This window comes from Collimonas sp. NPDC087041, assembly GCF_044745265.1.
Lineage (GTDB): Bacteria > Pseudomonadota > Gammaproteobacteria > Burkholderiales > Burkholderiaceae_D > Collimonas.
The window spans coordinates 74802-99719 of record NZ_JBIUZX010000001.1 but is presented as its reverse complement, the minus strand read 5'-3'; the positions used below and the strand labels follow the sequence as shown (position 1 = coordinate 99719).

The window sequence follows — 24918 nt, the reverse complement described above, 5'->3', positions numbered from 1 at the left end:
CGTTCCGCTCAGGCGGCTTTAGGAACGACTTTAAGCTGGTACAACACACTGCCTTCTTGCGCGGAATCCAGATTGATTACCGCGCCGCTCATGGCGACTGACGAAAGCGATGGCCGAGAATTCTTGTTGGCCAGGTAGGTACGCAACTGCACCTTAGCTCTTGGGTCAGCAAGAACTGATTTGGCGAGCGCGCTTTTGAGTGCTTTCATAGTGCGGCCACTATGCCATAAAACATCATTTAATGCATGGCCCCTGCGCGCAACAGATCACGAATCGATCATCAGCGGTATAGCTAAAACGTCAGGATTGTTATATGCAAATAACTATATATAACTTTGGTGTATATAGAGGCACTGTTAGACTTGCATGCCTGACAGTTAAAACGAAGTACATCCGTGATTCGCATCGAGCACCTGCATAAAACCTACCCGCTGGAACGCAATGCCAAGAGCGCCGACACTCCGGTCGCCGCATTGAGCGACATCAATCTGCATATCAAAAAAGGCGAAATATTCGGCATCATCGGCCGCTCCGGCGCCGGCAAGAGTACGTTGATCCGTACCCTCAACATGTTGGAACGGCCATCCAGCGGCAGCATATCGATCGAAGGCGAAGACATCACCGCGCTCGACAATAACGGCCTGCACCGGCTGCGCCAGCGGATCGGCATGATCTTCCAGCACTTCAACCTGCTCAACGCCAAAACTGTGGCCGCCAATATTGATTGGCCGCTGAAGATCACCGGCAAGTACACACAACAGCAACGCCACGCCCGCGTCACCGAATTGCTCGACCTGGTCGGCCTGAGCGAGCATCGCGACAAATACCCATCTCAATTGTCCGGCGGCCAGAAACAGCGCGTCGGCATCGCCCGCGCGCTGGCCAACACGCCGCACCTGCTGCTGTGCGACGAAGCCACTTCGGCCCTCGATCCTGAAACCACGCAAGCCATCCTGCGCCTGCTGCTCGACATCAACCGCAAGCTCGGCTTGACGATTGTGCTGATCACGCATGAGATGCAAGTGATCCGCAACATCTGCGACCGCGTCGCGGTGATCGAAGCTGGCCGCATCGTCGAAACCGGCGAGGTGGCTGAAGTATTCCTGCATCCGCAACACGCGGTGACACAAAGCATGGTCGCCGAAAGCACGCCGTTTTCGGCGGAGACTGCACTATTGTCGTCCAGCACGGCGGGTATCGATCAGTTGCGCGGAAAACTTGTGCGTCTGACCTACGTCGGCGACATCACTTACCAGCCGATCCTGAGCAGCATCGCCGCTGCCACGCCGGCCCTGATCACCATCCTGCAAGGCACTATCGCGCGTATCAAGGACACGCCGTATGGTCAGCTGCTTGTTGAGTTGCGTGGCGAGCCGGCCGATGTCGCTCAAGTCTTCACGACGCTCGATCAACACAATATCCGCCATGAGGTGCTCGCATAATGGACTTCTCTCTCATCGACTGGAGCGACATCTGGCAAGCCACCTGGGAAACCCTGGCCATGACCGGCTTTTCCCTGCTGTTCACGATCCTGCTCGGCCTGCCGCTCGGGATCCTGCTGTTCATCACCGGTAAGCGCCAGTTGCTGGAACAGCGCGGCATCTACCGCGTGCTGTCGCTGATCGTCAACGTACTGCGCTCAGTGCCATTCCTGATTTTGCTGATCGTGATGATCCCGGTCACGGTGCTGCTGGTCGGTACCTCGCTCGGCGTGCTGGGCGCAATTCCGCCGCTGGTGCTCGGCACCGCGCCATTCTTCGCGCGCCTGGTGGAGAACGTCTTGCGTGAAATCGACCGCGGCGTAGTGGAAGCCTGCCAGGCCATGGGCGCCAGCAAACGCCAGATCATTTTCGGCGCGCTGCTGCCGGAAGCGCTGCCCGGCCTGATCGCTGCGACTACCGTGACGGCCATTGCGCTGATGTCATATGCGGCGATGTCCGGCGTGATCGGCGGCGGCGGACTGGGCGACCTGGCAATTCGTTTCGGTTATCAACGTTTCCAGACCGAAGTGATGGTCACCACCGTTGCCGTACTGGTGGTGCTGGTGCAAGCGCTGCAGTTCTCCGGCGACCGGCTGGTGCAGCATTTCACGCGTAAATAATTCTTGCAGCTTGTGTTCTTAAAATCTAAACAGGGAGTTTATATGTCACGCAAATTTTCACTTTCACTCGGACTGGCAGCAGCCGCATTTTCTACTTTCAGCCTGATCGCTGCCGCACCGGCGCAAGCCGTCGACAAGCTGGTGATCGCCGCCACGCCTGTGCCGCACGCTGAAATCCTCGAATTCGTCAAACCGATCCTGGCCAAGGAAGGCGTCGATCTGCAGGTCAAGGTATTCACCGACTACATCCAGCCGGCCGTCCAAACCAACGAAAAGCGTGTCGACGGCAATTTTTTCCTGCACCTGCCATACCTGAACGAGTTCAAGAAGAACCACAAGAACGATATCGAAGTTGTGATCACCAAGGTCCACGTCGAGCCGTTCGCCGGTTATTCGACAAAGTACAAGAAAGTGGCCGACCTGCCTGATGGCGCCACCGTCGCCATCCCGAACGACCCATCGAATTCGGGCCGTGCATTGCTGCTGCTGTCGCGCCAAGGTCTGTTGAAGCTGAAGGATCCGACCAATATCTCGGCGACGCAAAAAGACATCATCGAAAACCCGAAGCATCTGAAATTCAAGGAACTGGAAGCAGCAACCCTGCCGCGCGTGCTGAACCAGGTCGACCTGGCCCTGATCAATACCAATTATGCGATCGAAGCCAAACTCAATCCGGTCAAGGATTCGCTGTTCATTGAAGATGCCAACTCGCCATACGCCAACCTGCTGGTAGCACGTCCAGACAACAAGGACAGCGCGGCAATAAAGAAACTGGCGATCGCCTTGAACTCGCCGGAAGTGAAGAAATTCATTGAAGAGAAATACAAGGGCGCAGTGGTTCCTGCGTTCTGATTGTTAGAATTGCCCTGATGGCTGTCAAACAGCCATCACAAACGAAGCCCTCGCGATTTCAATTTGCGAGGGCTTTTTGGTTTACACTGGCTCTTTTGCAATTAATGAATTCCCCAACACCTTAGAGGCACATCATGGAAGAAAAAGTGGAAACCAATGCATCCCAGCGCGACGTCTTCCTGGAAGAGAAAGCGTTCAAGTCCCGTACCGTGCTACTGTTCGGCCAGATCAACGACACCGTGGCGCGCGATATCGTACGTCAATTGATCGCCCTCTCCGGCGAATCCAAGGCGCCGATCAATTTCCTGGTCTGTTCGCCAGGCGGCCACGTCGAATCCGGCGATGTGATCCATGACGTCATCCGCTTCATCGATGCGCCGGTCAACATGATCGGTAGCGGCTGGGTCGGCAGCGCCGCAGTCAATGTTTTCTTGTCGGTCCCTAAGGAACGGCGCTTCTGCCTGCAAAACACCCGCTTCCTGATCCATCAGCCAAGCGGCGGCGTCGGCGGCCAGGCTTCGGACATCGCGATCCAGGCGCGCGAAATCATCCGCGTGCGCGAACGCATCGGCGCCTTGATCGCCAAGGAAACCGGACAGAAACTGGAAAAAGTGACGACCGATATCGACCGCGATTTCTGGATGTCCGCAGCAGAAGCGATCGAGTATGGCCTGGTATCGAAATCCATCGTTAGCGCCAAGGAAATTTCCTGAAGCAGCAAGGTGTTACCGTCGCTTCATTGGTAATCGGTTAACGGCAAGAGGGGGCGAGTAAATAATTTACCCGCCCCCTCTTTCATTTCATCTGAAGTTCAGTAAGGCGAGCAGGTTTCTGCCCACCTCACTTAAAAATCAAGCTGCTTTGCGCTCTTGCTCCACTGTCTGACGCAGGCGTTTTGCCGCCAGCACCATGTTCTCCAGCGCCTCATAAGTCTCTGGCCAGGCGCGTGTCTTCAAGCCGCAATCCGGATTGACCCACAAACGCGCATCCGGGATCACACCGCGCGCCTTGCGCAGCAGACGCTCCATCTCGTCGACCTGCGGTACGCGCGGCGAGTGGATGTCGTAGACGCCTGGGCCGATATCGTTCGGGTAGGCGAATTGGCCGAAACCGTCCAGCAGCTCCATGTCCGAACGTGAGGTCTCAATGGTGATGACGTCAGCATCCATCGCAGCAATCCACGGCAGGATGTCGTTGAACTCCGAATAGCACATGTGGGTGTGGATCTGTGTTTCATCGCCGACGCCGGCGGCGCTGATCTTGAAGGCACGCACTGCCCAATCAAGGTAATGCGGCCAGTCGCGCGCCTTTAGCGGCAAGCCTTCGCGGAACGCCGGTTCGTCGATCTGGATCATGCCGATATCGGCTTTTTCCAGGTCGCAGACTTCGTCGCGCAATGCCAACGCAATTTGCAGCGCGGTGGTTTCGCGCGGCTGATCGTCGCGTACGAACGACCATTGCAGCATCGTCACCGGGCCGGTCAGCATGCCCTTCATCGGCTTCGTTGTCAGGGTCTGGGCGAACTGGCTCCAGCCGACTGTCATCGCTTCTGGACGATACACGTCGCCGTAGATGATTGGCGGTTTGACGCAACGCGAGCCGTAACTTTGTACCCAGCCGTTGGCGGTGAAGGCGTAACCCCACAACTGTTCGCCGAAATATTCGACCATGTCGTTGCGCTCCGGCTCGCCGTGCACCAGCACGTCGAGGCCGAGTTGCTCCTGTTTTTCCACGACCACGCGGATTTCTTCGCGCATTTTGTCGAGGTAATCCAGGTGGCCGATTTCACCACGCTTGTAGGCGGCGCGCGCCTGGCGGATTTCCGCGGTCTGCGGGAAAGAGCCGATAGTGGTGGTCGGGAAAGCCGGCAACTGCCATTTGGCCTGCTGTTTGGCGATACGTGCTTCGAAACCGGCCGAGCGCTCGGCATCGGCGGCAGTCACTGCAGCCAAACGTTTTTGCACCAATGGATTGTGGATGCGCGTCGAGCTGCGACGGCTGGCCTGCGCCGCGCGCGACGCCACGAATTGCGCTTCGACTTGTGTCGCATTGCCATTCAAGGCTTGTTTGATTGCGACGATTTCCGCCAGCTTTTGGGTGGCGAACGCCAGCCAACTCTTCAACTCGTCGTCCAGCTTGGGCTCGTTGGCCAGATCAACAGGAACGTGCAACAGCGAGCAGCTGGAGCCGACCCACAAGCGATCGCCCAATTGTGCTTGCAGAGGTTTGAGTTTGGTCAGGACCTGATCCAGGTCGGTACGCCACAAGTTACGGCCGTCGACCACGCCCAGCGACAATACCTTGTCTTGTGGCCAATCGGCGGCAAACTGCACCAACTGGTCGGCGCCGCGCACCAGATCCAGGTGGATGCCGGCCACCGGCAGCGAGCGCAACAGCGCCGCATGGTCGCTGACTTCGCCGAAATAGGTAGTCAGCAGCAAGGCCGGCGCCGAGCCGCTCAACTGCGTATAAGTCGGAACGAAAGCGTCGCGCCAGGCATCATCCAATTCCAGCGCCAGGATCGGCTCGTCGATCTGCACCGACTCGATGCCGGCGATTTGCAGGCGCTTCAGCAATTGCTGGTAGCCGGCCACAACCTTCGGTAGCAAATCCAGCTTGTGCGCAATCCCGGATTTGATCTTGCCCTGGTACAGCAGTGTCAGCGGACCAACCAGCGCCACTTTGACCTTATGGCCGAGAGCGCGCGCTTCGCTGATTTCATCCAGCAGCCAATCGACGCCGCCATCGAATTGCACGTCGGCGGTCCACTCCGGCACCAGATAGTGATAATTGGTGTCGAACCATTTGGTCATTTCCATCGCGAAGTGCTGCTTGCTGCCGCGCGCCAATGTGAAGTAATCGGCCAAGGTCAGACGTTTCGAATCGAAGCCGAAGCGACCTGGAATCGCGCCCAGCAATGCCAACGTGCCCAATACCTGGTCGTACCAGGCGAAATCGCCGACGGTGACGTAATCCAGGCCGGCATCGGCCTGCGCCTGCCAGTGGCGGGCGCGCAGCGTGGCGCCGGTAGCGCGCAATGCCGCCTCATCGGACGCGCCTTTCCAGAACGCCTCCTGGGCAAACTTCAGTTCGCGGTGGGCGCCAATGCGCGGGAACCCTAATACGTGTGCCAAGGCCATCTCTATCTCCATAAAAAACAAATTCGATGTCTCGCATGTTGGGCCCGCTTGGATTATGATTCAAACGATAAATATTCAGATTCAACTTGAATTTTACTCATACAACAATTTTGTTGATTGTTTCGACAACATCCATGCAATCCATACTCGAACTACGCCACCTGAAAACCCTGCGCGCGCTGCGCGAAGCCGGCAACCTGTTGCGTGCGGCAACGCTGCTCAACGTCACCCAGTCAGCGCTGTCGCATCAGATCAAGCAACTGGAAGATCACCATGGCACGACATTGTTCGAACGGAAATCGGTACCGGTGCGCTTCACGCCAGCCGGCGAACGCCTGCTGAAACTGGCCGACGCGGTATTGCCGCAAGTGGCGGAAAGCGAACGCGATCTGGTGCGCATGGCGCAGGGTGTGGCGGGGCAATTACGGATTGCGGTGGAGTGTCATACCTGTTTCGACTGGCTGATGCCGGCGATGGACATCTTCCGCAAACGCTGGCCGGAGGTGGAGCTGGATATCGTCTCAGGCTTCCAGGCCGATCCAGTCGGCCTGCTGTATGAACATCGCGCTGATGTGGCAATCGTGGCCGAAGTCGATCCCGACGAAAAGGTCGACTATCACGCCCTATTCAGTTTTGAAATTGTCGCGCTGGTAGCCCATGATCATCCGTTAGCAGGCAAGGAATACCTGGTAGCAGAAGATTTTGCCGGCGACACCCTGATTACCTATCCGGTGCCGGACGACATGCTCGACGTAGTCCGCCAAGTCTTGAAACCGGCCGGCATCCAGACTGCGCGCCGCACCACCGAACTGACGGTAGCGATGCTGCAACTGGTAGCCAGTCGCCGCGGCATCGCCACCCTGCCAATCTGGGCCGCACAAAATTACCTGACCCGTGACTACGTGCTGGCCAAACGCATCACCGCCGGCGGCCTGACCGGACGCTTATACGCTGCCTGCCTGCCGGAGATGTCGCAACAACCGTACCTGGTCGATTTTGTCAGCACTACGCGTGAGAGTTGTTATGTGAATTTGCTGAGTGTGGATCTACTTTGATTACACTCAATGCGATTACCTGTCGCATTGCAGATAGCCGTTTATATTGCTGAAACTACCGCTTCTGCAGGAAGACAACGACGCTGACGATTGCACTCGGCGATTACCGGGTGCGCCGCAGTTGGCTTCGAGTACATCGCGCCTGACGCGAATTTCCGAACAGGATTGCAGGTAACTTCCGCGCGGCACGTCCCGGCTGGACTGGCCGTAGTCGCGCCCACCGCCGCCCATGCATTGCAGGTTGCCGTTGATGTTTTCAAAACTGCCGCTGCGGCATGAGGACAATGGAATTGCCGTTCTTCTGCCGCCATTATTGCTCCCGCAAGTCGCTTCCAGCATGCCGCGCCGTACCACAATGTCGCGACAGGAATCACGATAGCTGCCGGGTGGCGTCCAATTGTCGCCGCCATAACGATCATCGTAGGACGGCGCATTGCCGTAGCCACCGTAGCCGCCATAAGCGGGGGCCGGAGGATTACCGTAGTAGCCAGGTGCTGCAGGCTGGTATGGTGCATAGCCGTTGTCATAAGGATCTGCGGCGCAGACGGTGAACGCACCGCAAGCAAGGATGGCAAGCACAGATTTAATTGTCATTTTTTCCCCCGTCAACGAAAAGTCTTGTAATTTCATAATTATACGTCGGCAAAACTGCGCTTTCCTTAGCGTTTCTTGCCATTATCCAGCCACGCCGCAGCAATGTCGCGTGGGATACCCGTGTCGGCGCGCCGCTTCGGCATCTGCCGGCCAATCCCCACAGCAAAATTCCCTGTAAGAAATACCAGCTATTTCGACAACAAAATTTCTTGTATGTTGCCGCATGGCATTTCACTTTGTAACAATACGTAACTTTAATTGCGTATTTAAATTTGTGAAATTCATCGTCGCCACCTCAATCGTCAACAGCGCTTTGTACTCACTGAATCAGTGACAACAGTTCGAACGTTTCGTTGCAATCGATCGTTTGACCAAGTGCCGTGGACGCTCCGGGTCGGTCGGTCGTGTTTCTCCGCAAAGTACCTGGTCAATCTTATGAAATATCCACGCATCCTTTGAAAGAGAGTGTGATTCCATGAAACCAGCATTACGCCACGTCGAAGCCCCTTTATTTTTACTACTGCTGCTCGCAAGCTCAGGCGCTATCGCGGCCGATCGAGTTGACCTTGAAAGCTACGTCCCGCAGTCTTCCCTCGCAAAACAAGCCGGGCCGGTAACGGCGCAAACCTTTCTTGGGCTGAGCAGCGATGAACTGAAACCACTGCGCAGCCAGAGCTATGCCAACGGCAAGGTCGTCACCCGTTATCAGCAATACTTCCAGGGCGTGCCACTGTGGGATCAGGCCATCGTCGAACAACGTACTGCGGCCCAGGCGCAACCAGCCATGTCCGGCAGCCTGATCCGCAATATCGACAACGACCTGCCTAACGCCAAGCCGGTCTATACAGCCGCAGACGTGCTGCAACAAGCCAAATCGATTGCGCGCGCGGCGGTTACCGAGAACGAACAAGCCAAGTTGTACATCCAGCTTGGCAACAACAATGTGGCGCAGCTGATCTATGTGGTGTCGTTCGTCGACAAGAGCGCAGCGAAACCCAGCCGTCCGTATTTCATCATTGACGCCAACACCGGCGCCGTCCTGAAAAAATGGGAAGGCATCACACATTACGACGCCAGCGGACCGGGCGGCAATGCCAAGACCGGGCAGTATGAATACCAGCCCGGCGGCAAATACGGCCCCTTGGTTGTCGACAGCAACTGCAACATGGTCACGACCAACGTGGTGACCGTCGATCTGCAAAACGGCAGCAGCGGCAGCACGCCGTTTCATTTCACCTGCCCGCGCAACACCTACAAAGCGGTCAACGGCGCCTTCTCGCCGCTGAACGACGCCCACTATTTCGGCAACGTTGTCTTCAACATGTACAAGGAATGGCTCAACCTGCGCCCGATCAGTCAAACCCTGTACATGAAAGTCCACTACGGCAATAACTATGAAAACGCTTTCTGGGACGGCAGCGCGATGAACTTTGGCGATGGCGCGACCACGTTCTATCCGCTGGTCGCATTGGACGTATCGGGCCATGAAATCAGCCACGGTTTCACCGAACAGAATTCAGGCCTGGTGTATAGCGGCATGTCAGGCGGGATGAACGAAGCCTTTTCCGACATGGCCGGCGAAGCGGCGGAAAATTACATGAAGGGCAAGAACGATTTCCTGGTCGGCACCGATATCTTCAAGGGTAGCGGAGCACTGCGTTACATGGCCAATCCAACCCAGGATGGCCGTTCAATCGACAACGCCCGGAATTATTCCAGCAGCCTGGATGTGCATTACAGCAGCGGCGTCTACAACAAGGCGTTCTACCTGTTGGCGACCACATCCGGCTGGAGCACCCGCAAAGCATTTGAAGTGATGGCCGATGCCAACCATCTGTACTGGACTGCCAACAGCACCTTCAACCAAGGCGCTTGCGGTGTCGAGAAAGCTGCCGCCAACCGCGGCTACAAGGTCGCCGATGTCACAGCCGCATTCAATGGCGTCGGTGTCAGCTGCAGCACCAGCGCCGGCAATGTGCTGGTCAAGGGCGTGCCGATCAACGGCATCACGCTGGCTAGCGGCGGCAGCAATGTCTACAACATCACCGTTCCAGCCGGCGCCAGGAATCTCAGCTTCCAATTGTCCGGCGGCAGCGGCGATGGCGACATCTATGTCAAATTGGGCGCAACGCCCACCACCACATCATATGACGGTAAATCCGACGGCAGCACCAATGCGGAAAGCGTAACAATAGGCGCGCCAGCAGCAGGAACCTATTACCTGTTGCTGAATGCGTATCGCGCAGTGAGCGGTGCATCGCTAGTGGCAAACTATCAGTAAACGAGCGGGAAAGACTCCCATCAATTGCTTGAAGAATTGATGGGAGACGATCATTCGTAGCGACATGGATACAGTGGCAAGCTCATATCAACGTGTCGAGACGATCGTTTGTAAAACAGCACTCCATCCGAGTTTTATTGCCTCTTACACTTACCTGGTCAGCAAGAAAACAATCACCCGTCCCTCCTCAAAACGCTCCAAATACGGACAGCCATTTTTTGCCGCAAGGCATTTCTTAAATACGCCAGATTAAAAATTTCTTCTCGTCAAAACGGTTAAAACTACGGATTGCCTCAGCGCAATAAAAGTCCGGCGTGTCGCACGCGTTTCATTTTCCAATCTCCACATTTTTTCACAAATGAAACGCATCTCGTCTTCTTAAAAATAGCAGCTACCCGCCGCGTTGCGGGTCTGGCATTCGTCGTCATGACGCGCTACCGGACCTTGCGATGCGCATGGTCGACGCTCTAAGAACCCGGTCTTTTTTGTTTGAGGCATTTGGTTTATTTCCGTATTTATTTAGATAGTTTTTATAGCGAGATATCATGAAATTTGCATTACCCCCTGTCAGCGGCACTTCCCTTCTGGCTTTGCTCGTCACGACAGCATGCGCGGCGAGTTCAAGCGCCATCGCAGCAGACCGCATCAACCTCGAAAATTACAAGCCGCAAATCGGCAGTGCGAAACTCAATGCAGCGCCCACCGCCCAGGATTTTGTCGGCTTAGGCAGCGACGACATGAAACCCGTACGTAGCCAGAAATATGCCAACGGCAAGGTGGTAACACGTTACCAGCAGTATTTCCAGGGAGTGCCTGTGTGGAATGAAAGCATTGTCGAACATCGTACGGTCACGCAGGCGCAACCGTCCATGTCCGGTGCATTGATCAGCAATATCGAACAGGATCTGGCGAGCGCCAAACCAGTCTATTCAGAAGCCGACGTACTGCGACAAGCCAAGTCACTTGCCGGCGCTACCGCTACAGAGAACGAGCAGGCCAAGCTGTATGTCCAGCTCGGACGCAACAATGTCGCGCAACTGACCTACCTGGTGTCATTCATCAACACCAGCGCCACCAAACCGAGCCGTCCGTTTTACATGATCGATGCCAATACCGGCGCTGTACTCAAGCAATGGGAAGGCATGGCGCACCGCGATGCGCAAGGCCCCGGCGGCAACGCAAAAACCGGGCAGTATGAATACGGCGTGCAATACGGACCGCTGATCGTCGACGACAATTGCACCATGGTGACGCCCAACGTGATTACAGTCGATCTAAGAAACGCTGTTAGCGGTGATGCACCGTTTCGCTTCGCTTGCCCGCGCAATACCTACAAGTTGGTCAATGGCGCCTTCTCGCCGCTCAACGACGCGCATTACTTCGGCAATGTCGTCTTCAACATGTACCGTGACTGGTTCAATTTGCGCCCGATCAATCAAACGTTATTTATGAAAGTACATTACGGGCTCAATGTGCAAAATGCATATTGGGATGGACAATCGATGCAATTCGGCGACGGCGGCAGCTATTCCTATCCTTGGGTCACCCTCGACATGGTTGGCCATGAGGCCAGCCATGGCTTCACCGAGCAGAATTCCGGTCTGGTCTATAGCGGCATGTCGGGTGGCATGAACGAGGCTTTTTCCGACATGGCCGGCGAGGCCGTGAAAGTGTACATGAAGGGCAGCAACAATTTCCTGTTTGGCGCCGATGTCATGAAAGGAAACGGATCGTTGCGCTACATGAACAATCCCCCGCAGGATGGCGTTTCCATCGATCACGTACGGAATTACACCAACAACCTGGATGTCCATTACAGCAGCGGCATCTACAACAAGGCGTTCTACCTGCTCGCCACCACAGCTGGCTGGAGCACGCGCAAGGCCTTTGAGGTAATGGTCGACGCCAATCGCCTGTACTGGACCGCCAACAGCACCTTCAACGATGGCGCTTGCGGCGTCGAAAAGGCTGCGGCCAACCGTGGTTACAAGGTTGCCGATGTCACCGCAGCATTTAGCGTGGTCGGCGTCATTTGCAGTACCAACGGTGGTGGCGGCGGGAGTAGCCTAGTCAAAGGTGTTGCCATCAACAACCTTACAATGTCCGAAGGCGCCAGCAACGTCTATAGCTTCGTCGTTCCAGCCGGCGCTAGCAACCTCAGCTTCCGGTTGTCAGGCGGCACTGGCGATGGCGACATCTTCGTCAAGCTGGGCGAAACGCCAACCACTCTTTGGTGGGATGCGAGATCCGACAACTTCGGCAATACAGAAAACATCACAATCGGCGCGCCTGCGGCAGGCACCTACTATCTGCTGTTAAAAGCAGTTCATGCGATCACTGGCGCTACGCTGGTGGCCAATTATCAATAAGCACTAGAAACAAAAAAAACCCATCCGGTTGCCGTTGCAATTGGATGGGGCTCTGCCTCACAAACGAAAAATCCCTTTGCCGCTGCAATGACCGTGACTAAGGAAGAGGTCTACGCTGCGCATCGATGAGCGCAGCGTTGCGGATTTCCAAGGCGTTTCCCGCCACCGACCTCTGATACCGCGACAAATGCGGCGCCAGTGTTTCCAGTGCCAGGCAAGCCGCTTCGACGGCTCGCCCCTGCGCCAGATAGGTGAGCGCCAGGATAGCCCGGGTTTCGTCGTACAACGCCTTGCCGTACCCCGTTTGCGCGTAGCGATCAAGCTGAACGGCAAGGAGACGCTCGCTTTCATCCAATTGCCCCAGGATCCGCAATGTGCTGCCAAGCTGTATCGAGGCGCGCGCCTGGCGATACGGATCCAACTGTCCGGCGGCCAGCGCAGCCCGATAGAAACCTTCCGCGCCAGACTCGAAACCGACGCTGTCTCGAGCGCAGGCGCGCTCGAACAAGGCGGCAGCGTCAGCGGCCGGCCGTTCCGCCGCCAGCGCATCGATCGCCGCAACGAACTGCGCGGCCTCCATTGCATCGATCTGCCGCCACAACGCGGCGATACGCTCTTCCCAATTTACGGCGCCATCATTCATGCGTTGATCGCTGCCAGCGCACGGCGCAAATCGCTTTTCAGATCAGCGATATTTTCAACCCCGACTGACAACCGCACCAATGAATCGCTGATGCCAAGTGTTGCCCGGTGTTCGGCCGGAATGGTTGCGTGGGTCATGATGGCAGGATGTTCGATCAGGCTTTCGACACCGCCGAGGCTTTCGGCTAGCGCAAAAATTTCGCAATGTTCAAGGAAGCGCCTGGCGCCTGCAAGATCGGTCTTCAGGTCAACCGAGATGATGCCGCCGTAACCTTGCATCTGCCGTTGCGCCAGTTCGTGCTGCGGATGCGAACGCAGGCCTGGGTAATGAACCCGCGCCACCTCCGGCAAACTCTCCAGCCAGCCGGCCAGTTCCATCGCATTTTCACAATGCCGTTCCACCCGCAACGCCAGTGTCTTGACGCCGCGCAGAGCCAGGAAACTGTCGAACGGCCCGGCGATTGCGCCGACAGAATTCTGCAGGAACGCCAGCCGCTCACGCCACTCCGCCTGGCGCGCTTCACGTCCAACCACGGCGATGCCGCCGATGATGTCGGAATGGCCGTTCAAATACTTGGTAGTCGAATGCACCACCACGTCGAAGCCGAAACTGAGCGGTCGCTGCACCATCGGGCTGGCGAACGTATTGTCGGCCACCGCGATGATGCCGCGCTCACGGCATATCTTGGCGATCGCCGCCAGGTCGGCCAACTTGAGCATCGGGTTGGTCGGCGTTTCGACCCAGACCATCTTGGTGTCCGGCCGCAGGGCCGCCAGCAGGTTGTCGGGATTGGTCAGGTTGACGAAGCTGAACGACAGCCCGGCGCTGCGCCGGCGCACACGTTCAAACAGGCGGTAGGTGCCGCCATACAGATCGTCGCCGGCGACCACGTGGGCGCCGCTATCGAGCAGTTCGAGCACCGTCGCCGCAGCAGCCATGCCGGAGGCAAACGCAAACCCTTGCGATCCCTCTTCCAGATCGGCCACGCAACGTTCCAGCGCCCAGCGTGTCGGATTGTGCGAACGGCCATAATCGAGGCCTTTGTGCACGCCGGGGCTTTGCTGCACGAAAGTCGAGGTGGCATAGATCGGCGGCATGATGGCGCCGGTGCTTGGATCGGGTGATTGTCCGGCGTGGATCACGCGCGTGGCGAAATGCAGGTTGCTTTCCGGTTCAATATCGTTATTTTTACTCATGACAGACTCCTGCGCAAATGGTTAAGTAAATCGAAACGGGTAATCAAGCCATAAAATTGCTGGCTGTCTGCGACGATGGCAACCAGGCCACGGTCGAGCGTGTTGCGCAATGCATCGATACCGGCATCGGGCGCCAGTTTTTCGATCGCACGCGTCATGGTGTTGCTGACTGGCTCGGAGAAATGGGCGGTGTCGGCGGCAACCTTCAGCAGCAAATCGGATTCGTCGATAATGCCGCTCACAAGTTGCCCTTCTATCACCGGCAGTTGTGAAATCTCGGCGCTGCGCATGCGGTTGAAAGCAGTCATCAAGGTATCGTTCGGGGCTACGCTGATGACGCTGCCCTCAGCAAAGCGGCGGCCGATGATATCGCGCAAATCGCCAAACAATTCGCGCTTCAACAAGCCCTGGTCGATCATCCAGTTATCGTTATAGACCTTCGACAGATAACGCGTTCCAGTGTCGCAGACGATGCTCACCACCCGCTTCGGCGTCGTCTGTTCGCGGCAATAGCGCAACGCCGCTGCCAGCAAGGTGCCGGTCGACGAGCCGCCGAGAATGCCTTCGGCGCGCACCAGTTCGCGCGCGCTGCGAAAGCTTTCTTCATCGCTGATCGTGTAAGCATGCTTGACGCCGGAGAGATCGGCGATCGATGGAATAAAATCTTCGCCGATGCCCTCCACCGCCCAAGAGCCGGGCGGCGTATCCAGCTGGCCGCTCTTGACATATTCGGCCAGGATCGAGCCCTTCGGATCGGCCAGGACGAATTCCAGCTGCGGCTGCACCTTGCGGAAAAAACGGGTCAACCCGGTCAACGTGCCGGCCGAGCCGACGCCGCAGACGATGGCGTCAAGCCGATGCTGGCACTGCTCCCAGATTTCAGGGCCGGTGCTGCGCTCATGGGCCAGCGGATTGTTCGGATTATTGAATTGATCAGCATAAAAGGCGCCCGGCATTTCGCGCGCCAACCTGGCCGCGTAGTCCTGGTAATACTCCGGATGACCTTTGCCGACATCGGAACGCGTCATGTGAACTTCTGCACCTAATGCTTTCAGGTGCTGGATTTTTTCCGTCGACATTTTATCCGGCACCACCAGGATCACCCGATAACCTTTGGCACAAGCCACCAATGCCAGGCCGAGGCCGGTATTGCCGGCGGTTGCTTCGATCACCACGCCGCCGGGTTGCAACAGCCCTTCTTTTTCGGCCGCATCGATCATCGACAAACCGATGCGATCCTTGATCGAACCTCCAGGGTTTTGCGATTCGAGCTTGAGAAACAACTGGCAAGGACCGGTATCGAGACGCGTCACTTCAATCAACGGCGTATTGCCGATCAATTCCAGCACTGCGGGACGGCTAGACAAGTTCATGAGCAGATCTTCCTGTTAGAAAATCGACAGCACTATCGCTGCCTGGATGCATCAGACGACATGTCGGGCTATCTTATCAGGTCCGCGAAAAAGAATGCAGTGTGCCGACCAGGTAGCTCAAGGCGGCAATTTTGAGGGAGCGCCCAGGATAGGAAACGGAAAATATACCGAGAAAATCGTGCCGCCGGATGCCGCGGATTCGACGCTGATCCTGGCTCCGTGATCCTTGGTGATGTCGCGCACAATCGACAGTCCCAGGCCGTTGCCGGCGACGCTGTCGTCGAGCCGGTGGAAACGGTCGAAGATCAGCTCTTGCTCGGAAGGCGCGATCCCGGGGCCGGAATCTTCTACCGAGAATATGCCGCCGTCCTTGCCGTGCAGCGAACTGACAGTCACCGTGCCGTTGTGCGGGGTATAACGAATTGCATTGTCGATCAGATTATCGATCAAGTCGCGCAACAGAAAATGATCGCCCATCACCCGCGTCGGCTGCAAATTGAAACCGAGATCGATATTCTTCTTGTGCGCCTCTTCCACAAAATGCTGGACCGATTCCTCGATCAACTTGTTGAGTTCCACCACGCGCAAGCGTTCTTTCTCGAATTTGGCCGGTTCGGCCCGTGCCAGCGTGAGCAACTGGTTGGTTTGGCGAATCATCCTCTCGGTCGACGACGCCATCAGGGTGATCGAATGTGCACTTTCCGGTTCATCGGCGTGCTTTTGCAACAGCCATTCCAGCTGTGTGCGAAACCCCGCCAATGGTGTACGCAACTGATGCGCGACATTGGCGAGAAAACTCTGTTGCGCCTTGGCGTCCAGCTGCACCTTGTCCAGCAAGCCGTTGATAGCCTTGACCACAGGCCGCAATTCCAACGGCACATCCTGTTCATTCAGTGCCGACAGGTCGTCGCGACTGCGCGCATTCAAATCGCCTTTCATTTTCTTCAACGGCAGTAAACCCTTGCTCACCGCCAGCCAGATCGCGGCAATCAGGACCATCGCCAGCACGCCTTCCAGTAACGCCAACGCCAGGAAAATCACCGAACGGATATGCATGCGCTTGCGCAGGGTTTCGGCCACGCCGATAAAAACCGGCTGGTTGCCAATCATGGTTTTCAAGGCCACGATGCGCACCGGTTCGCCGCGCATGACGCCGTCGTACGGCGTCGGGTCGTTCAGCTCTTCGCGTTGGGGCAATGCCGGAAAATCGCCATCGCCAGCCAGCAATTTTCCTTGCCGGTCGCGCACCACCAGGAAAATGGCGTCGAAATGATCGACCCGCAAGACCTGCTCGGCTTGCTTCGTCAGATCGATCTCGACTTCTCCGCCGGCTTCATGCAAGCGCGGGATCATCGCCCAACCCGCGTCCGCCAGGCTTTGGTCGAACGCAATCTGAGCCGGTATCCAGGCCATCCAATAAGTCAGGCCGGCGCCAATCAGATTGACGATCAGCAGCGGCACGATCAGCCACTTCAGCAAGCTGATGCGGATACTCGGCATGCTCATGAATCGACTTTTTCCAGCATGTAGCCAAAGCCGCGGATAGTGCGGATCTCGATCCCGGCATCAGCAATCTTCAGGCGGATTCGGGATATATAGACTTCCACCGCGTTCAACGTCAGTTCCGCCCCCCATGGCAGGATGGCATCGATGATCTGCTGGCGCGACACCACCCGCGAAGCTTGCTGCAACAAATATTCCAGCACTGCCCACTCGCGCACCGAAAGGTCGATAACCTTGCCATTGATCTTTGCGCGGCGTGAAGACGTATTCAGCGACAGTCCACCGAGATGCATCTCCAGCGGCTGCGGCGCACTACGGCGCAGCAGCGCCCGCACCCGCGCCACCAGCTCCTGTGTAGCGAACGGCTTGACCAGATAATCGTCGGCCCCCAGCTCCAGGCCATACACCCGATCCTGCACCGAATCGCGCGCTGTCAGCAACAGCACCGGCACCTGGCTGCCGCGTGCGCGCAGGCGCCGGATCACCTCGAAACCGTCGATGCCAGGCAGGCCGATATCCAGCACCACCACGGAAATTTCCGTACGCTGCAACAGTGCATCGGCCTCATTGCCGTTCTGTACCACGTCGACCACCATCCCATGGCCGCGGAAAATGCGCAAAATCCCGTCTGCCAGGACCGAATCGTCTTCCACCAGAAGAATATGCATTTTTACTTCACCAATCCTGAAAGCCATCGCAGGCCCGACCTTATTTCTCATCGGTCGATCTTGCTTTTATTTTAAGTTTCAATAAGTTAGCGCTAATTTTAATCGGTAGCTGCAGACTTGCGTTGGCTCAATTGCAGCTGACTGAATTGATAAGCAAACCAAAAGTTCATCACCAGGACTTCCGCTGGCCATTCATCGCTTCATCTGCAATGAAAATTTTCAACATAAACTCAGCACCATCTACACCCTATGATGTTGCCTTAGGGTACCATCCAGACTGTATCGAGCATTGCCATTTCTTACTCCTGGCCAGTTGCCGGATCATCTATTCCGCCGCCGTCATAAAAGCACATACAGACCTTGCAAGCCCACCCAAAAATCCGGAAAAAAGTACTATCCTGGCAGCTCCATACCCTGTTTAAATGCGGCCTGGCGGCCATATTCGGTATTTCTTTGACGCTGTCCTTCGCGCCGACCTATGCGTGGTGGTTCGCTCCGTATTGCCTGGCCGGCTTCTTTGCGTTGCTGCACGATTGTCGTCCGCGGCTTGGCATGCTGCTGGGGCTCTGTTTTGGCCTGGGCTGGTTCAGCGTTGGCCTTTGGTGGATCTATACCGGCCTGTATGCATTCTCCGATGCCGGTCCCTTGCTATCCGCAGCACTGCTGCTCTGCTTGCTGCTTTACCTGAGCATATTCCCGGCATGCGCCGCCGCCGTTATCGCTTTGCTGCAGCAAGGATTAGTCAACGGACGCGGAAAACCGATGTTAATCGCCAGCGCCGGCGCTGGCATATGGACCTGTTCGGAATGGTTGCGCGGCAATCTGTTCGGCGGCTTTCCCTGGCTAACAACCGGCTATACCCAGACCACTGGCCCTCTCACCGGATTCGCACCTGTCGTCGGTGTCTACGGTCTAAGCTTTATCAGCGCATTCGCAGCCGCACTGCTCGCCCAATGTCTGTTGAGATGCAAGCCAGGAAAATGGCAATTGCGCAGTATCGCAATGCCGTTGTTGTGCCTGCTGGCCATCGTGGGCAGCGGCCGATTGCTGTCGGCAGTTGAGTGGAACAGGGACAGTGGGCGCAGCATGACAGTACGGCTGCTGCAGGGAAACCTTCCCCAGATGGAAAAATTCTCAATCACGGGACTAAAAAATTCAGTAGCAACCTACGTCAATTTTGCCGCCAACAGCACCGCAGACCTGACGGTCTTGCCAGAAACCGCGTTCCCAATTGAGTGGAACAGCATGCCCGACAATGTCAGGACTGCCTTTCAAATGATCGCCGATGCGCGCGCCACCGCGATTGTTGTCGGCACAGTCATCGCGAATCGCGGCTTGAACGAATCTCAATATCGGGAAACCAACAGCGTTATTGTCGTCAAGCCGCAAACGGGTATTGCCGCTCCCGCCTATCGCTACGACAAAGAACATCTGCTGCCCTTCGGCGAGTATTTTCCTAACGGCGCCAAGTGGATTGGACCTCTGCTCAATATCAACTTCAGCGCATTGGCTGCCGGCTCGGAAAATCAGAAAATGCTGGCCATTCCAAAGGGAAAAATCGGCTTGAGCATCTGTTACGAAGATTTGTTTGACACCGCCATTGCACGCAAGGCCGGCGAGGCAGAGATACTATTAAATATCTCGAATTTTGCCTGGTTCGCCCATTCATTCGCTCCCGAACAACATCTGCAAGCGGCACAAATGCGCGCCCTGGAAACCGGGCGATGGTTCATGCAAGCGTCAAATACTGGCGTTACTGCGATCATTGATCAGCACGGCGTGATTCAAGACGCATTGCCACAGGACATGGCGGCAACGCTCGATGCCGAGGTCAGGCTGCGCGACGGTGCAACACCGTTCATGCGCACGGGGAATGCGCCGATATTGCTGATCTCGGCGCTGGCAATTCTGCTTGCCGGCTGGCGACACTTTCGATCTCGGACCCGGCTGCCCGCCTAAGAAAGGTCAAGTTGCAACTTATCGACCTTCAACGATCCAGCCAGTGCAGAAAATTGCTGCCCGACCCGAAAATCCAGCCGTCGCGCCGTGCCGGCACTCAGCTCAAGGCAAGAATAAGCACGCTTCCCATAAACAAAGCGCCAGGGGCCGATTTTTTCAACGACATGCGTCACCACCCCGGCCTTATCGAGGAATACAGCGTCAATGGAAAAGCGCATGAACCAGGTGTGAATACTGGGGCAAGGAATAATCAGCAGCGCCTCATTGTCGGCAAGGCTGCGTCGGCTCAATAGTCCCACGGCCCGGGTCCACAGATTGCGCGCTATCGATATATGCAAAGTTGGAACCATAACCTCGTTGCTAAAAAATTTTTCCAGAATCAGGCGGCTCTGTCATGCGGATCACAGCTTGCGATTTGATCGGAATCCCATATGAGCCATCCACACCGCTGTAGCAAGCAACATCTTTCGGATCCAAAGACGGGAGTATATGTATATCGTCGCTCAGTCCCAGCAATATCGTTGACAACATCTTGTCAATGATGGGAATAGGCATCTGATAGCAGAATCTGACTTCAATCTTGAACAGCAGCGCCTCTGCACGCGTCTGGCCCGACGCGCTACCGATCTTGGTGTCATTCATGATATTGGTGGTTGGAATAATCTTCCCCCCTCCACCCGGCTTGACAACACCAAAATCACTAAATGAACTTGCCGTCGGATTCAATATATCAATTGAATTCATCACTGGAATTGCCATATACAGGCGCGCCTTGGCATAGGCGGTTCCCAGTACGGTGGGGTAATTTGCATTGGTGACATCGGTGCGCGTATCGGCAAACAAAGGGGCGACGGCCTTGGCGAAATTATTCGCCATCTCCCCTTTGTCACCGCCGGAAGCCGCACCGGCACGAGCCGCAGAAAACGTCGCAAGATTGACGGTATTCTTCGCCACGAAGAATAAACCCAGCTGCAACACTGCCATGACCATGGGAATAAAAACAAAAAACGACACGACGTAGAACTCCACTGAAGCAGCGCCGCCCTGCTTACGCCAATCAAGTAGCCGTCTCATTTTCATACGATCATCTCATGTCATTGGTAGGTGCTTCGAACTGGGCCGTGGCTGGTTCGACTGCGTGGTCCACATCCGCCAGCAACGATTTCAAGGTGGTGCGATTGCCTTCGCTGATCTGATCGCTGGCAACGGCCCTGGTAGCGGCTTTGCGGAATTGCGACAGATGGGCAATCGCCAGGTTGGACCAAGCCTTGGACATCGAAGGGTCATAACGGAGTGCTTCACGATAGGCGATGACTGCCAGGTCCGGCTGGTCGTTACGCAAATAGGTGGTTCCCAGACGAAACCAGACTGCCGAATTGTTCGGGTAGGCTTTCACTACCTTTGAATAAATATCTCCGGCAGCAATCAGATTGCCATTGGCGGCGACTTGCTCCGCCTGCGCCAGCAAGGATTGCATGGTCGCTTCGCTCATCTTCCCTGGCTCGGTTTCAGCGTCCAGGCTAGTGGTGGCACAACCACTGCACAACAAACTGGCGACAACTGCAACCAGCATCAAAATACGTTGATTCACTACCAAAATATCACCTCGTTTAATGGAATGCATTCATCATCTTCATTGCGATTGGAAAGCCAAGCACCAGGAAAGTACATGGGAATATGCACAGGATCAAAGGCCCGAGCATCTTTACCGGCGCTTCCATCGCCAATTTCTCTGCGCGTGCGAAACGTTCATTGGTGCGCTGGGTCGATTGCGCCCGCAACACGGTACCCAGGCTGGCGCCGGTCTTCTCTGCTTGCACCAGCGCGGTCGTCATCGACGTGACGGAAGTAATATCGAGACGCTCTTCCAACGCACGGAGTGCATCGATACGCGTACGCCCGGAGCGAATTTCCCGTAACAATCTGGCAAATGCCCGCTGCAAAGGATTGTCAGGAGATTTTTCAACAGCGATATTGATCCCAACCGTCAGGTTGCAACCAGATTCAATGGCGAGCGTCAGCATGTCGAGGAAGTTCGGCAGATTCTTCAACACCTGGATTTCAATTACCTTGATGCGATCCCGCATCCACAGCTCCAGGTAAACGAATCCGCAAAATCCGCCAATGGCAGTCCAGACGACGCTGTGTACGCCCATCCACAATCCCATCAGGGTGACGAACAAGCCAACCAGAATGGCATAGACGATTTTCGAGGAAACCCATTGCTGGGGACTCAGCGCATAGTCGAGCTCGGCCTTGCGCAGGCGACGAATGGTTTTTTCCCGATACTCAACCGACAGGTAAGGCCCCACATAGTGCGAGACAATCTCGACCAGGATCCACACCTTGCGCAGCAATCCCGGCGGTTTATCGGCATAGGTTCGATCCTCGCTTGGCACGGCCGACACCACACGATAGGTGACAATGCACAGCACCACGATGGAAATCGCAAACAGCGCAGGCAACAGAAGTGCAATCATGGCGACCTCAGTCTAAACATCGATTCGAACAATTTTCCGGATCAGAACAAAACCAACCAGCTCCAACAGGAAAATAACAAACAGCACGCCGTATCCCAACCAGGTATGAAACAACGGATGCATCGCCTCCGGCTCCATCTGCGTCAACACCCACATCAGGAACAGCGGCAGGCAACCAACGATGATGCCCTGCAACTTGCCCTGCGAAGTCAACGCATCAATCTTGTCTTCCATTGCCAGCTTTTTCCGCATTGTGTCGGCCAGCCGCTCCAGCGACTCCGTCAAATTGCCCCCGACTTCGCGCGCAATCCGCATGCTGGTGGTGAACATCGTGTATTCCTGCGATTCGGCACGCACTTCCAATTCATTCAAGACATCATCCAGCCCTACCCCCATGCGCAACTTACGCACCACCAGACCGAACTCCTGGCTGGACGGCTTTGGCAATTGCTCCGCGAGCAAGCCCAGCGCCTGGGTCAGGCTCATGCCAGAGCGTAATGCGCCGACTAGCGCGTCAAGGCTGTCGGGCAATTGCCGAACCAGTTTTTTGTGCCTCTTTTTCTTGAGCCGGTTATGCGCAAGAGTCGGTCCGAACAGACAGGCCGCGGCGGCACCGAGCGCAATCAATGGATTGCCGGTCAATAAAAACACCACCAGCGGCACAATGATCGTGGCGCCGGCGCTGATCTTCAGCAGCCGACTACTGTCCAGAAAAATGAACATCTCGGACAGCTGGGCGCTGGTGGAATCGAGCACGTTGTCACGATAGCTTTCGGCCATCTGGCGTCCGGCGGACGATACGCCAATCAACAGCATCGCGGCGGTCAGGGCAAACCCCAACCCGATGACGACAGGAAGCAGCCAGTTATCCATTTATCGTATGGCCCGCTGATTGGCGCGCATCAGAACCCGGCATCTGGCGCTCTTCGAAAATAGAGAAATCCGGATCGACACCATATGATCGCAACTCTTCGTAGAAAGTCGGTACGTAGCCGCAGGGCGTGAAATAGCCACGCACCTTGCCGTTTTCGTTGAAGCCGAGACGCTGGAAGCGGAAAATTTCCTGCATCTGGATCATGCCGCGCTCCATGCCGGTAACTTCGGTGATGCTGGTGACTTTACGGGTACCACATGCGAAACGGGTCTGCTGGACAATGATCTGCACCGCCGAAGCCATCTGCTCACGGATCGCCGTAATCGGCAGATCCATCCCGGCCATCAGCACCATCACCTCCAGACGTGACAACATGTCGCGCGGGGAGTTTGCATGTCCGGTGGTCAACGAGCCATCATGACCGGTATTCATCGCCTGCAGCATGTCCAGTGCCTCACCGCCGCGGCACTCGCCGACGATGATGCGGTCCGGCCGCATCCGCAAGGCGTTCTTCACCAGTTCGCGGATCGAGACCTGCCCGCGTCCCTCGACGTTGGCTGGGCGTGCCTCCAGCGTAACCAGGTTGTCGTGATACAGCTTGAGTTCGGCGGCATCTTCAATCGTCACAATCCGTTCGAATGGCGGGATCAGGTTTGAAATGACGTTCAGCAAGGTAGTCTTGCCTGAACCGGTACCACCCGAAATGACGATATTTTTCTTTTGTTCGACGCAAATTTTCAGGAATTCGACCATGGTCGCATCCACCGAGTCGTACTTGACCAAATCCTCAATCTGCAACCGGCGTTTCGCAAATTTACGTATTGAGATCGAAGGCCCCTTCAGAGCAATCGGCGGAATCACGATATTGACCCGCGAGCCGTCTTTCAGACGGGCATCGCACAAAGGCGAAGACTCATCGACACGCCGTCCGATTGGCGACACAATCCGCTCAATCACACCCATCAGTGCTTTTTCGCTACTGAATGCGATATCCGAGCGACGCGTTTGGCCTGATCGTTCGATAAAAATATCTTGTGCGCTGTTGACCATGATTTCAGTGACGGAATCATCAGCTAGCAAGCTTTCAAGCACTCCCAGCCCGACCGCTTCGTTCAGGACGAATTCGGCAAGCTCTTTCCTGTCTATCCCGGCCGGCAGGCCGACCTTGTCCATCAACTCCCAGATCAGCTTGTTAGCCAAAGTCCGCAATTCCAGATCCGCCATGCGCGTGACGTCCTGACGCCGCAAATCCAGCGTCTGAATCAACTCCGAATGCAGTAATCCAGCCTGCTTCGACAGCGCCAACTGACGGCTGCGATCCTCTTCTGCGGCCTGCGTCTTGGCCGTTTTAACCGGTTCCACATCACGTACAGGATCAACCGCGCCAAATGCGGCCGTCGGTTGGCTTACCGCCGCAGGGCGAATCGGCTTGACCTCAACGGCAACCGAAGTAGCATTAAAATCAGCACCTAGTGCCACCACAGGAGATTCCAGGCTATGCGGAGATTTCGGCTGAAGACTGTCCAGATGCTTGGGAGCGCCCAGCGACTTGATGCGCAAAACCTGCCCGCAGATGCTGATCGAATCATCGACCCGCAACGGGCCGTAGCGAACAATCCGTTCGCCATTGACAAACACGCCTGATGCACACCCCATATCGATCACGCTGACCGGGCCGTCGCCGTCAAAAACTATTTTTGCAGCACGCCGCCCTGCTGCAGGGGGCAGCGGAATCGGCGAGTCTCCTTGTCCGCCCAATACAACGGGAGTACTGAGAATATGATCAAGCAGACGCCCGTCCGGGCTTTTGGATTCAATAACCAGCATATC

21 protein-coding genes and 1 pseudogene are annotated in these 24918 nt (G+C 56.1%); 8 read left to right on the top strand and 14 right to left on the bottom strand.

Features of this window, described 5'->3' with window-relative positions; all coding sequences use genetic code 11:
• Positions 1-8: 8 nt before the first annotated feature.
• A complete protein-coding gene (locus ACIPF8_RS00475; RefSeq protein WP_400416450.1) occupies positions 9-209 on the bottom strand; it encodes a hypothetical protein in 201 nt (66 codons plus the stop codon).
• Between the two features lie 186 nt (positions 210-395).
• Here ACIPF8_RS00475 and ACIPF8_RS00470 point away from each other — a divergent pair, with 186 nt between their 5' ends.
• The 4 genes from ACIPF8_RS00470 (at position 396) to ACIPF8_RS00455 (ending at position 3666) form a co-directional block, all read left to right on the top strand.
• Positions 396-1442, top strand: a complete 1047-nt coding sequence (locus tag ACIPF8_RS00470) for a methionine ABC transporter ATP-binding protein (RefSeq protein ID WP_400416449.1) — start codon at positions 396-398, stop codon at positions 1440-1442.
• Complete coding sequence (locus tag ACIPF8_RS00465) at positions 1442-2101, top strand: methionine ABC transporter permease (RefSeq protein ID WP_400416447.1); 660 nt, start codon at positions 1442-1444, stop codon at positions 2099-2101. The genes ACIPF8_RS00470 and ACIPF8_RS00465 overlap by 1 nt, the downstream gene beginning before the upstream one ends.
• Positions 2102-2143: 42 nt before the next feature.
• Positions 2144-2953 carry a MetQ/NlpA family ABC transporter substrate-binding protein gene (locus tag ACIPF8_RS00460; protein ID WP_400416445.1) on the top strand — a complete coding sequence of 270 codons (810 nt, stop codon included), beginning with the start codon at positions 2144-2146 and terminating at the stop codon, positions 2951-2953.
• A gap of 134 nt (positions 2954-3087) precedes the next feature.
• Positions 3088-3666, top strand: a complete 579-nt coding sequence (locus tag ACIPF8_RS00455) for an ATP-dependent Clp protease proteolytic subunit (protein WP_400416443.1) — start codon at positions 3088-3090, stop codon at positions 3664-3666.
• A 138-nt stretch (positions 3667-3804) separates the two neighbouring features.
• Here the strand turns inward: ACIPF8_RS00455 and metE are convergent, their stop codons facing one another.
• Entirely contained in the window at positions 3805-6093 is a 2289-nt protein-coding gene (gene metE / locus ACIPF8_RS00450) for a 5-methyltetrahydropteroyltriglutamate--homocysteine S-methyltransferase (RefSeq protein WP_400416441.1), read from the bottom strand.
• A 134-nt stretch (positions 6094-6227) separates the two neighbouring features.
• Between metE and ACIPF8_RS00445 the strand changes: the two genes are divergently transcribed.
• Positions 6228-7148 (top strand): LysR family transcriptional regulator, encoded by a 921-nt coding sequence (locus tag ACIPF8_RS00445; RefSeq protein ID WP_400416438.1) that lies wholly within the window; start codon positions 6228-6230, stop codon positions 7146-7148.
• Positions 7149-7163: 15 nt separating this feature from the next.
• Here the strand turns inward: ACIPF8_RS00445 and ACIPF8_RS00440 are convergent, their stop codons facing one another.
• Complete coding sequence (locus tag ACIPF8_RS00440; RefSeq protein ID WP_400416436.1) at positions 7164-7742, bottom strand: hypothetical protein; 579 nt, start codon at positions 7740-7742, stop codon at positions 7164-7166.
• 475 nt (positions 7743-8217) lie between these two features.
• Here ACIPF8_RS00440 and ACIPF8_RS00435 point away from each other — a divergent pair, with 475 nt between their 5' ends.
• Positions 8218-10023: a M4 family metallopeptidase gene (locus tag ACIPF8_RS00435; RefSeq protein ID WP_400416434.1), complete on the top strand. Its 1806-nt coding sequence runs from the start codon at positions 8218-8220 to the stop codon at positions 10021-10023.
• Positions 10024-10568: 545 nt separating this feature from the next.
• On the top strand, positions 10569-12392 hold the full coding sequence (locus tag ACIPF8_RS00430) for a M4 family metallopeptidase (protein ID WP_400416432.1): 1824 nt from the start codon (positions 10569-10571) through the stop codon (positions 12390-12392).
• 97 nt (positions 12393-12489) lie between these two features.
• Here ACIPF8_RS00430 and ACIPF8_RS00425 read toward each other — a convergent pair whose 3' ends face one another.
• The 5 genes from ACIPF8_RS00425 to ACIPF8_RS00405 all read right to left on the bottom strand — a co-directional run bounded on the left by ACIPF8_RS00425 (position 12490) and on the right by ACIPF8_RS00405 (position 17775).
• Entirely contained in the window at positions 12490-13035 is a 546-nt protein-coding gene (locus ACIPF8_RS00425; protein ID WP_400416429.1) for a tetratricopeptide repeat protein, read from the bottom strand.
• Positions 13032-14231, bottom strand: coding sequence for a trans-sulfuration enzyme family protein (locus tag ACIPF8_RS00420; protein WP_400416427.1), 1200 nt, complete (start codon positions 14229-14231; stop codon positions 13032-13034). Before ACIPF8_RS00420 ends, ACIPF8_RS00425 begins: the two co-directional genes overlap by 4 nt.
• Positions 14228-15604 carry a pyridoxal-phosphate dependent enzyme gene (locus ACIPF8_RS00415; protein ID WP_400416425.1) on the bottom strand — a complete coding sequence of 459 codons (1377 nt, stop codon included), beginning with the start codon at positions 15602-15604 and terminating at the stop codon, positions 14228-14230. The genes ACIPF8_RS00420 and ACIPF8_RS00415 overlap by 4 nt, the downstream gene beginning before the upstream one ends.
• 117 nt (positions 15605-15721) lie before the next feature.
• Entirely contained in the window at positions 15722-17110 is a 1389-nt protein-coding gene (locus ACIPF8_RS00410; protein ID WP_400416423.1) for a sensor histidine kinase, read from the bottom strand.
• The gene (locus tag ACIPF8_RS00405; protein WP_400416420.1) at positions 17107-17775 is read right to left on the bottom strand and encodes a response regulator transcription factor; all 669 of its coding nucleotides are present in this window, start codon (positions 17773-17775) and stop codon (positions 17107-17109) included. Before ACIPF8_RS00405 ends, ACIPF8_RS00410 begins: the two co-directional genes overlap by 4 nt.
• Before the next feature lie 360 nt (positions 17776-18135).
• Between ACIPF8_RS00405 and lnt the strand changes: the two are divergent.
• Positions 18136-19605 (top strand): annotated as a pseudogene (lnt, locus tag ACIPF8_RS00400) (apolipoprotein N-acyltransferase); the annotation flags it as partial.
• Between the two features lie 125 nt (positions 19606-19730).
• On the opposite strand, the gene ACIPF8_RS00395 reads toward lnt, so the two are convergent.
• The 6 genes from ACIPF8_RS00395 to ACIPF8_RS00370 are packed head-to-tail and all read right to left on the bottom strand — an operon-like array spanning position 19731 to position 24915.
• Entirely contained in the window at positions 19731-20084 is a 354-nt protein-coding gene (locus tag ACIPF8_RS00395; protein WP_400416417.1) for a DUF192 domain-containing protein, read from the bottom strand.
• A 10-nt stretch (positions 20085-20094) separates the two neighbouring features.
• Positions 20095-20814 carry a TadE family protein gene (locus tag ACIPF8_RS00390; RefSeq protein ID WP_400416416.1) on the bottom strand — a complete coding sequence of 240 codons (720 nt, stop codon included), beginning with the start codon at positions 20812-20814 and terminating at the stop codon, positions 20095-20097.
• A 4-nt stretch (positions 20815-20818) separates the two neighbouring features.
• Positions 20819-21325, bottom strand: a complete 507-nt coding sequence (locus ACIPF8_RS00385) for a tetratricopeptide repeat protein (protein WP_400416414.1) — start codon at positions 21323-21325, stop codon at positions 20819-20821.
• A 19-nt stretch (positions 21326-21344) separates the two neighbouring features.
• Positions 21345-22214 carry a type II secretion system F family protein gene (locus ACIPF8_RS00380; protein ID WP_400416411.1) on the bottom strand — a complete coding sequence of 290 codons (870 nt, stop codon included), beginning with the start codon at positions 22212-22214 and terminating at the stop codon, positions 21345-21347.
• Positions 22215-22226: 12 nt separating this feature from the next.
• A complete protein-coding gene (locus ACIPF8_RS00375) occupies positions 22227-23087 on the bottom strand; it encodes a type II secretion system F family protein (RefSeq protein ID WP_400416409.1) in 861 nt (286 codons plus the stop codon).
• A complete protein-coding gene (locus ACIPF8_RS00370; protein ID WP_400416406.1) occupies positions 23080-24915 on the bottom strand; it encodes an ATPase, T2SS/T4P/T4SS family in 1836 nt (611 codons plus the stop codon). Before ACIPF8_RS00370 ends, ACIPF8_RS00375 begins: the two co-directional genes overlap by 8 nt.
• Positions 24916-24918 lie beyond the last annotated feature (3 nt).

What these genes read in the sequence shown, in the direction of transcription:
- ACIPF8_RS00370 (WP_400416406.1), bottom strand. Translation starts at nt 24,915, where the DNA reads ATGCTGGTTATTGAATCCAAAAGCCCGGACGGGCGTCTGCTTGATCAT.
- ACIPF8_RS00475 (WP_400416450.1), bottom strand. Translation starts at nt 209, where the DNA reads ATGAAAGCACTCAAAAGCGCGCTCGCCAAATCAGTTCTTGCTGACCCA.
- ACIPF8_RS00405 (WP_400416420.1), bottom strand. Translation starts at nt 17,775, where the DNA reads ATGCATATTCTTCTGGTGGAAGACGATTCGGTCCTGGCAGACGGGATT.
- metE (WP_400416441.1), bottom strand. Translation starts at nt 6,093, where the DNA reads ATGGCCTTGGCACACGTATTAGGGTTCCCGCGCATTGGCGCCCACCGC.
- ACIPF8_RS00380 (WP_400416411.1), bottom strand. Translation starts at nt 22,214, where the DNA reads ATGATTGCACTTCTGTTGCCTGCGCTGTTTGCGATTTCCATCGTGGTG.
- ACIPF8_RS00430 (WP_400416432.1), top strand. Translation starts at nt 10,569, where the DNA reads ATGAAATTTGCATTACCCCCTGTCAGCGGCACTTCCCTTCTGGCTTTG.
- ACIPF8_RS00460 (WP_400416445.1), top strand. Translation starts at nt 2,144, where the DNA reads ATGTCACGCAAATTTTCACTTTCACTCGGACTGGCAGCAGCCGCATTT.
- ACIPF8_RS00465 (WP_400416447.1), top strand. Translation starts at nt 1,442, where the DNA reads ATGGACTTCTCTCTCATCGACTGGAGCGACATCTGGCAAGCCACCTGG.
- ACIPF8_RS00395 (WP_400416417.1), bottom strand. Translation starts at nt 20,084, where the DNA reads ATGGTTCCAACTTTGCATATATCGATAGCGCGCAATCTGTGGACCCGG.
- ACIPF8_RS00390 (WP_400416416.1), bottom strand. Translation starts at nt 20,814, where the DNA reads ATGAAAATGAGACGGCTACTTGATTGGCGTAAGCAGGGCGGCGCTGCT.
- ACIPF8_RS00410 (WP_400416423.1), bottom strand. Translation starts at nt 17,110, where the DNA reads ATGAGCATGCCGAGTATCCGCATCAGCTTGCTGAAGTGGCTGATCGTG.
- ACIPF8_RS00420 (WP_400416427.1), bottom strand. Translation starts at nt 14,231, where the DNA reads ATGAGTAAAAATAACGATATTGAACCGGAAAGCAACCTGCATTTCGCC.
- ACIPF8_RS00445 (WP_400416438.1), top strand. Translation starts at nt 6,228, where the DNA reads ATGCAATCCATACTCGAACTACGCCACCTGAAAACCCTGCGCGCGCTG.
- ACIPF8_RS00375 (WP_400416409.1), bottom strand. Translation starts at nt 23,087, where the DNA reads ATGGATAACTGGCTGCTTCCTGTCGTCATCGGGTTGGGGTTTGCCCTG.
- ACIPF8_RS00435 (WP_400416434.1), top strand. Translation starts at nt 8,218, where the DNA reads ATGAAACCAGCATTACGCCACGTCGAAGCCCCTTTATTTTTACTACTG.
- ACIPF8_RS00455 (WP_400416443.1), top strand. Translation starts at nt 3,088, where the DNA reads ATGGAAGAAAAAGTGGAAACCAATGCATCCCAGCGCGACGTCTTCCTG.
- ACIPF8_RS00440 (WP_400416436.1), bottom strand. Translation starts at nt 7,742, where the DNA reads ATGACAATTAAATCTGTGCTTGCCATCCTTGCTTGCGGTGCGTTCACC.
- ACIPF8_RS00425 (WP_400416429.1), bottom strand. Translation starts at nt 13,035, where the DNA reads ATGAATGATGGCGCCGTAAATTGGGAAGAGCGTATCGCCGCGTTGTGG.
- ACIPF8_RS00415 (WP_400416425.1), bottom strand. Translation starts at nt 15,604, where the DNA reads ATGAACTTGTCTAGCCGTCCCGCAGTGCTGGAATTGATCGGCAATACG.